The sequence below is a fragment of the Streptomyces sp. Ag109_O5-1 genome (genome assembly GCF_003814875.1).
GTDB lineage: Bacteria > Actinomycetota > Actinomycetes > Streptomycetales > Streptomycetaceae > Streptomyces > Streptomyces sasae.
In genome coordinates this window covers 11,637,956-11,643,955 of record NZ_RKQF01000001.1, presented here as the reverse complement: position 1 = coordinate 11,643,955, position 6,000 = coordinate 11,637,956, and the positions used below count along the sequence as shown (strand labels likewise).

6 protein-coding genes and 1 pseudogene are annotated in these 6,000 nt (G+C 66.9%); 1 reads left to right on the top strand and 6 read right to left on the bottom strand.

Annotated elements, in window-relative coordinates:
* Window positions 1–733 (top strand): annotated as a pseudogene (locus EDD90_RS56205) (hypothetical protein); the annotation flags it as partial.
* Window positions 734–1,756: 1,023 nt separating this feature from the next.
* Here the strand turns inward: EDD90_RS56205 and EDD90_RS59370 are convergent.
* The 6 genes from EDD90_RS59370 to EDD90_RS53175 all read right to left on the bottom strand — a co-directional run bounded on the left by EDD90_RS59370 (window position 1,757) and on the right by EDD90_RS53175 (window position 5,688).
* The gene (locus EDD90_RS59370; protein WP_398928828.1) at window positions 1,757–1,894 is read right to left on the bottom strand and encodes a hypothetical protein; all 138 of its coding nucleotides are present in this window, start codon (window positions 1,892–1,894) and stop codon (window positions 1,757–1,759) included.
* 936 nt (window positions 1,895–2,830) lie between these two features.
* Window positions 2,831–3,004: a hypothetical protein gene (locus EDD90_RS56200; RefSeq protein ID WP_185149562.1), complete on the bottom strand. Its 174-nt coding sequence runs from the start codon at window positions 3,002–3,004 to the stop codon at window positions 2,831–2,833.
* 17 nt (window positions 3,005–3,021) lie between these two features.
* Window positions 3,022–3,342, bottom strand: a complete 321-nt coding sequence (locus EDD90_RS53190; RefSeq protein WP_123980711.1) for a hypothetical protein — start codon at window positions 3,340–3,342, stop codon at window positions 3,022–3,024.
* A 166-nt stretch (window positions 3,343–3,508) separates the two neighbouring features.
* The gene (locus EDD90_RS59365; RefSeq protein WP_123980709.1) at window positions 3,509–3,958 is read right to left on the bottom strand and encodes a biotin/lipoyl-containing protein; all 450 of its coding nucleotides are present in this window, start codon (window positions 3,956–3,958) and stop codon (window positions 3,509–3,511) included.
* 57 nt (window positions 3,959–4,015) lie between these two features.
* Window positions 4,016–4,873, bottom strand: coding sequence for a hypothetical protein (locus EDD90_RS53180; protein ID WP_123980707.1), 858 nt, complete (start codon window positions 4,871–4,873; stop codon window positions 4,016–4,018).
* Window positions 4,874–4,884: 11 nt separating this feature from the next.
* Window positions 4,885–5,688 (bottom strand): hypothetical protein, encoded by an 804-nt coding sequence (locus EDD90_RS53175; RefSeq protein WP_123980705.1) that lies wholly within the window; start codon window positions 5,686–5,688, stop codon window positions 4,885–4,887.
* Between the last annotated feature and the right edge of the window lie 312 nt (window positions 5,689–6,000).

Sequence of the window (6,000 nt, the reverse complement as noted above, 5' to 3'; positions counted from 1 at the left end):
GACCCGCGCCGAGGCCGCGCTCGACGACCTGCACCGCGTCCGGCCACGGACCGTGGTCTGGCTGAACGAGGCCCAGCACTACCTCGGCGACCCGAGGACCGGCGAACGGATCGCGGCCGCCGTGCACAGTCTGCTCGTCCAACCGGAGCGTGGGCCGGTGCTGGTGCTGGCACGCTGGGCCCGAGTACGCCGCCCAGTACACCGCGCTGCCCACCCCAAACGGGCCGGACCGCATAGCCGGGTCCGGGAACTGCTTACCGGCCGCACCCTCACGGTCCCCGACACGTTCGACGCTCCGGCTCTGGCCGCTGCGAACGTCCTCGCCAAGGGCGGCGATCGGCTGCTCGCCGACGCCCTCAACCGCGCCAGTGCCGACGGACGCCTGACACAGGACCTGGCCGGAGCCCCCGAACTCCTGCACCGCTACCAGAGCGGCACCCCGGCCGCCAAAGCCGTACTAGAAGCGGCGATGGACGCACGCCGCCTCGGCGTCGCCCTCCACCTCCCCCAGGCATTCCTCACCGACGCCGCCCTCGACTACCTCTCCGACATCGACCACGACCAGCTCACCGACGACTGGGCAGAAGCTGCCTTCGCTGAACTCGCACACCTGGTTCATGGGAAGCAAGCCCCCTACGCCGCGCCAGCCCCCGCCCCAGCGCCGCACGCCCGGAACCCCACCGATCGCCACGCCCTCCCACCCGACAGCCGGGCCGGTATTCCGACTTGCTGACTACCTCGAACAACACGGCCGCGCCACCGCCGACGCCTGTGCCCACCCGCCTCTTTCTGGCAAGCTGCCCACACCATCTCACCGACATGGACGACTTGCTAAATCTCGCTGAAGCAGCGCGATTCCGTACCGCAACCATTGGGCATTGCACCTCCGACATCAGGCCCGCAGGCACGGGCCCTGCTCTCGCTGAACGAGCCGAGAATCTCGCCAGCATCGTGGTGGCACCTGAACGGAGAAGGCCACACGAAGAGAGCACAGCCGAAAGCTCCGGTGGACAGGTCGCGGACGCCAGCGAGGTGCCTCTCTTTTTGCTCGCGCAGCTGCACGAGAGGGTCGAGAACAGGGAATCGGCCGGGTTTACTTCTACCAGGCCGCGACGACGGCGCCCCGAGGCACTGTTTGCCTTGCAAGACGGGCGAGAGCGTATCGGGGATATAGGCGCTGCGAGGCCTTTCTACCCAGCGCGCCGCGGATGCCGGCTACAGATCGCACTGGTGGCGCTGGGGTGATCCGCGAGAGTTCTAACGACCTTGTCACAGCTGAAGCCCTCTATCAGAGGCGAGCGAACGCTGCGCATTCCGGACGGCCGAATGAACTTGGCACCGGATGCGGGAGCAAGCCGGAGACCGGGACTCGGCCGAAAGCCCTGGCCGACAAGCCGCAGACGCTGGCGACACCAGCGTTCTGGTCGCCCTGGCACGCCATGCGCGAACAGGCTGGAGACAAAAAGACCGCCGAGGCCCTCGCTGTGCAGGCCGCCGAGGCTGGGAACACCCAGCGCTCTGGTCGCTGTGGCGCAGATGGCGCGAGGCTTCAGGAAACCAAGACGCCGCAGAAGTCCTCTATCGGATGCGTTGCCGACTTCGGCGGGCTCTGGCAGTTTCTGCAGGATCGATGGCCACATCGGGTTGGACCCGGATGGCACGCCCGCACAGCCGTGGGAATGAACAGCTGGGCCTCGGCCTCGCCGGAGGTGGGTTTCCGGCTGCCCACCGGAGGCTGAACGGGTGCTCGCGGCGCTCACCCGGGATATCTCCCGCAACCGTGGTAGGTGAGCTGCTGGCGCAGGTCCAGTAGCAGCGCAACCGAACGCCGGGCTCGCCCGCGTTCCGGGTCGTGTGCTCCGCTGCTCGCCGTCGCCCACCGGTCGGCGAGCAGCTGCTGGAAGGCAAGCGCGGTGGCGTCGTCAGCGGCCGCGACGTCGACCAGGCCAGCCGGCTACGCGCACTTCGTTCATGTACGGCACTACGCCGTGTGTCCCCGGGAGGGTTCCGCCGCAGTGTGTCTCACCCGACCGAGTGGCAGGCGTCAGGGGCCGTCGCCGCCCCAGTCCAGCCACGCAGACATAAGAAAATCCCGCGCCGATCACTGCATTCCGAGACGATCACTGAAATCGCACTTCAGGACCTCTCCAGCTTCTGCAGCTCCACAAACCCCCAGCTCAGAGCCGCGCCCACACACGGTCAAAAATCCGGAAATGATCACCAGACCCCAAGGTCAGCGCTTCGCTCAAGGAGTCCCCGCCGCGCGCTTTGGTGCCGTCCGGGCTGGCGCTGTCTGATTCCCTGTACTCGGGCCGGTCCGGCGGATCGCTCAGCGCTCGCTTGATCTACGTACGCGGTCCTCAGTACGAGGTGGCTGACCAGGAGCGGAGCACAAGTCGGGCGGTGCAGCCGCAGCCACACCGCCCATGACGGAGCGCTAGGCTCGTCTCGTAACCTCCTCACCTCAGTGACGGGGGCGCGGCTCCTGACTCCTGTTGGCTCGGGCGACCAACCAGGGGTCACAGGGTCAGGCAGCCAGCACGGGGACCACGAGGGTCAGCGTCCAGAACAGCAGGTGTCCGCAGACGGCGGCCAAGACATGGACCGCGAAGGCTCGCCAAGGGTTCACTCGTTCACCTCCTCGACGAGTAGGGGCGAGGGCTTGGATATCCGGAGAAGCGGTGCGGTTGTACATGGGCCTCCTTAGGCAGACGTGCACCTTCACCTCTCAGGCCCCAAAAACGGGTCAACCGGCAAAAAATCTTGAGCCCGGCTACATCGCATCCGCCACGGGTCTTCAAAGCTATCCGCGGGTCGGGGCAGCACGACGTCACCGGCCCGGTTCCGTCTTACGGACGGCTGCGGCGCGCTGGGTGTACCGGTCGCCGAGCCGCTTGAGCTTGCGCCGGACCCGTTCACCGAACGCCTCCGGATCGGCGGCACCCGCGAGCCGGGCCGCCTCGGTCCAGGTGTCCGCGTAGGGGTGGGCCCAGGCCATCGCCACCCGCCGTTCGTCCTCCGTCAGACCCTCAGCACGGCATCGACCCGCGGGTCGTCGAAAGCCGTCTCGAAGACCAGATCCTCCATCCGCAGCTCGCCGGCCACCACATCCAGCAGCGTCAGACCGCTGCCTCCCAGCGGAGCCTCCAACTGCAGCACCCGCAACCGGCTCACCTTGTGCTCCCACACTGGCATCAGTTGTCGATGAATCGTTTGCACATCGGGCTTGATCGAGCGGACGAACGTCTCGTCGATGGTTCTGGACTCGGGTAGTTCGACGAACCAGTCCTCGGCGAGGGCAGTGGAAGCCGCCTCCCGCCACTTCGGCCCCCCGTGCAGCACCAGATGTCGCTGAAGGAAGTCATCCAGGGGATTGCTCGTCCCCCTTGCCGCAAGAGGCCCTCGGACGGCTCGGGGATCTGCAGCGCGAAGTCACGAGCGCGCAGCGCGGCGGAGACAGCCGGCGTGATGGCCTCGGGATAAGGCATGTAGGTGTAGCTGTCAGTAGTTACGGCAAGCGGTCGGTCACCGAAATGGAAGGCGTCATGCCCAAAGGGGTTCCTACCTGACGTCTCGGCGTCGCGTACTTCCGTTTCGGGGACGCCCCACGAGAGGCTGAGTTCTTGCTGTCGGCGGGCTCGGGCATCCGGGAGGGAGAGTAGTTCGACCTGGACTGTGGAGCCGGAGGTGGTGCCGCCGCGTCCGCGTCCGCGACGGTGATGACGACCGTTCCGACAGCCACCGTCTCGCCTTCCGCGCACCGCAGCTCATGCACCACCCCGTTGAATGGGATCGGAAGTTCCGCTGCGAATTTGAGCGTGTCGATTTCGCAGACGATCTGGCCGTCGACGACCGTGTCGCCGGGCCTTACGTACCAGCGAACGATCTCAGCCTCCGTGATTCCCTCGTTCATATCGGGCAACCGGAACTCGCGTAGTCGGCTGGCAGTGTGAGTCATGGGAGGTCCTTAAAGGGCGTGCACCTGATCTCAGTCCTGGGGGAAGAGGCGAACCCGCTAACGCTCTTCATCGCCGGCAGGGGCGCGCCTACGGGCGTACTCGATGCCAAGCCGCTTGAGCTTGCGGCGCACCCGTTCCCCCAATGCCTCCGGATCGGTGGCCCCGGCGAACCGCGCCGCCTCGGTCCAGCTGTCCGTATAGGGGTGGGCCCAGGCCATCGTCACCCGCCGCTCCTCCACGGTGAGCCTGGCCAGCACAGCGCCGATGCGCGGATCGTCGAAGCCGGCCTCGAAAACTAGATCGTCCGTCCGCAGCTCGCCGGCCACCACGTCCAGCAGCGTCAGACCGCTGCCTCCCAGCGGAGCCTCCAGCTGCAGCACCCGCGCACTGCTCGCCTTGTGCCTCCACAGCGGCACCAGCTGCCGGTGAACCGTGCGCACGTCATTCCGGACGATGCGGGTGTACACCTCCTCGATGCTCATGCCCGGATCCAACGCAACAGACCAGCTCTCGGCGAGTGCGGTGGAAGCTGCCTCTCGCCACTGCGGTCCTCCTGGCACCATCAGATGCCGCTGGTTGAAATCATCGAGAAAGTTCCTCCCGCTGGCCATGTCCGAGACGTCCTCCAGCAACAGCGGCCGCACCCTCAACTCGCAGCGGGTGGCACGCATGGCGGCGGTGATGGCGGGCGGGCCGGGGTGGTCGCCGGTGAAGTCGTATCCATAGCCTTCGGCGACCACCACATACGGGTTGTAGCCGTTCCACTCCAAGCGGTCGACGGCGTATCGTGCGGGCCCCGTCACTTCGACCTCGGCATACACGCCCTGGGCGTGAAGCTCCCGGGCGTCTCGCGTACAACGGATCTCCCGCGGTTCACCGTTCCGGGCCTTCGGGGAGGAGACGTTATCGGACATGTCCTGCCTCCTTAGGCCACCGTCTTCTGGAGGGCCGAGGTGCGCCGCCGGGTGTACTCGCTGCCGAGCCGCTTGAGCTTGCGCCGGACCCGTTCACCGAAGGCCTCCGGATCGGCGGCACCCGCGAGCCGGGCCGCCTCGGTCCAGGTGTCCGCGTAGGGGTGGGCCCAGGCCATCGCCACCCGCCGTTCGTCCTCCGTCAGACCCCTCAGCACGGCATCGACCCGCGGGTCGTCGAAAGCCGTCTCGAAGACCAGGCCCTCCATCCGCAGCTCGCCGGCCACCACATCCAGCAGCGTCAGACCACCCGCCCACAGCGGAGCCTCCAACTGCAGCACCCGCAATCCGTTGATCTTGTGCCTCCACACCGGCACCAGTTGCCGGTGAATCATTCGTACTTCGGCCCTCATCAGGGCGACGAACTGCTCGTCAATGGTTCTGGTTCCGTCCATGCCGGTGGTCCAGAAGGGCTCGCAGACCGCGGTTGAGGCGGCCTCCCGCCACTGGGGGCCCCCGGGGACTACGAGGTGCTGTTGGTTGAATGCGTCGAACGGATTGCGAGCGCTGATCTCCTCCGGGGTGCCCTCCGCCACGGGCATCACCGCTCCGCGCGGCATTTCCTTGCGCCCGAGAGCGAAGTGGCGAGCGTGGATGGCCGCGGAGACGGCCGGTGGGGTGTAGCTGCTGTGCTCATAGAAGACGTGTCCGTAACCGTCAGGACCAACGATCAGCGGGCGCTCACCAAAAACGAACTGGTCCACGTTCGCGCGCTGGATCCGCTCCATAGCGGCGCCGGCAGTATGGAGGGACTTCACCCGCCGCTCGGTATCTGGCTCTTTCCCAAGCTCCGTGATATCCCGCGCGCTGCGGAACCATGACGGTTGAGGGGTTCGGGCGTCCGGGGAAGGGGTGCAGTCGGACACGGGGACCTCCTTAGGGGGCCGGGGCTCGTGCCTACGCCTCTCGGTCCCGAGACGGGGGTGTACCGGCAAAGAATCTTGAACGCGTCAGGTCGCGATTCCGCACAGACCTCACTTCAAGGCTACGAACGTCCGTGCAGTGCCTCCAGCCTGTCTGCCCGGCTACGACACGAAGACGGTGACGAGCGTGTTGTAGGTCGCCCCCTT

What these genes read in the sequence shown, in the direction of transcription:
- EDD90_RS59365 (WP_123980709.1), bottom strand. Translation starts at nt 3,958, where the DNA reads ATGACTCACACTGCCAGCCGACTACGCGAGTTCCGGTTGCCCGATATG.
- EDD90_RS53180 (WP_123980707.1), bottom strand. Translation starts at nt 4,873, where the DNA reads ATGTCCGATAACGTCTCCTCCCCGAAGGCCCGGAACGGTGAACCGCGG.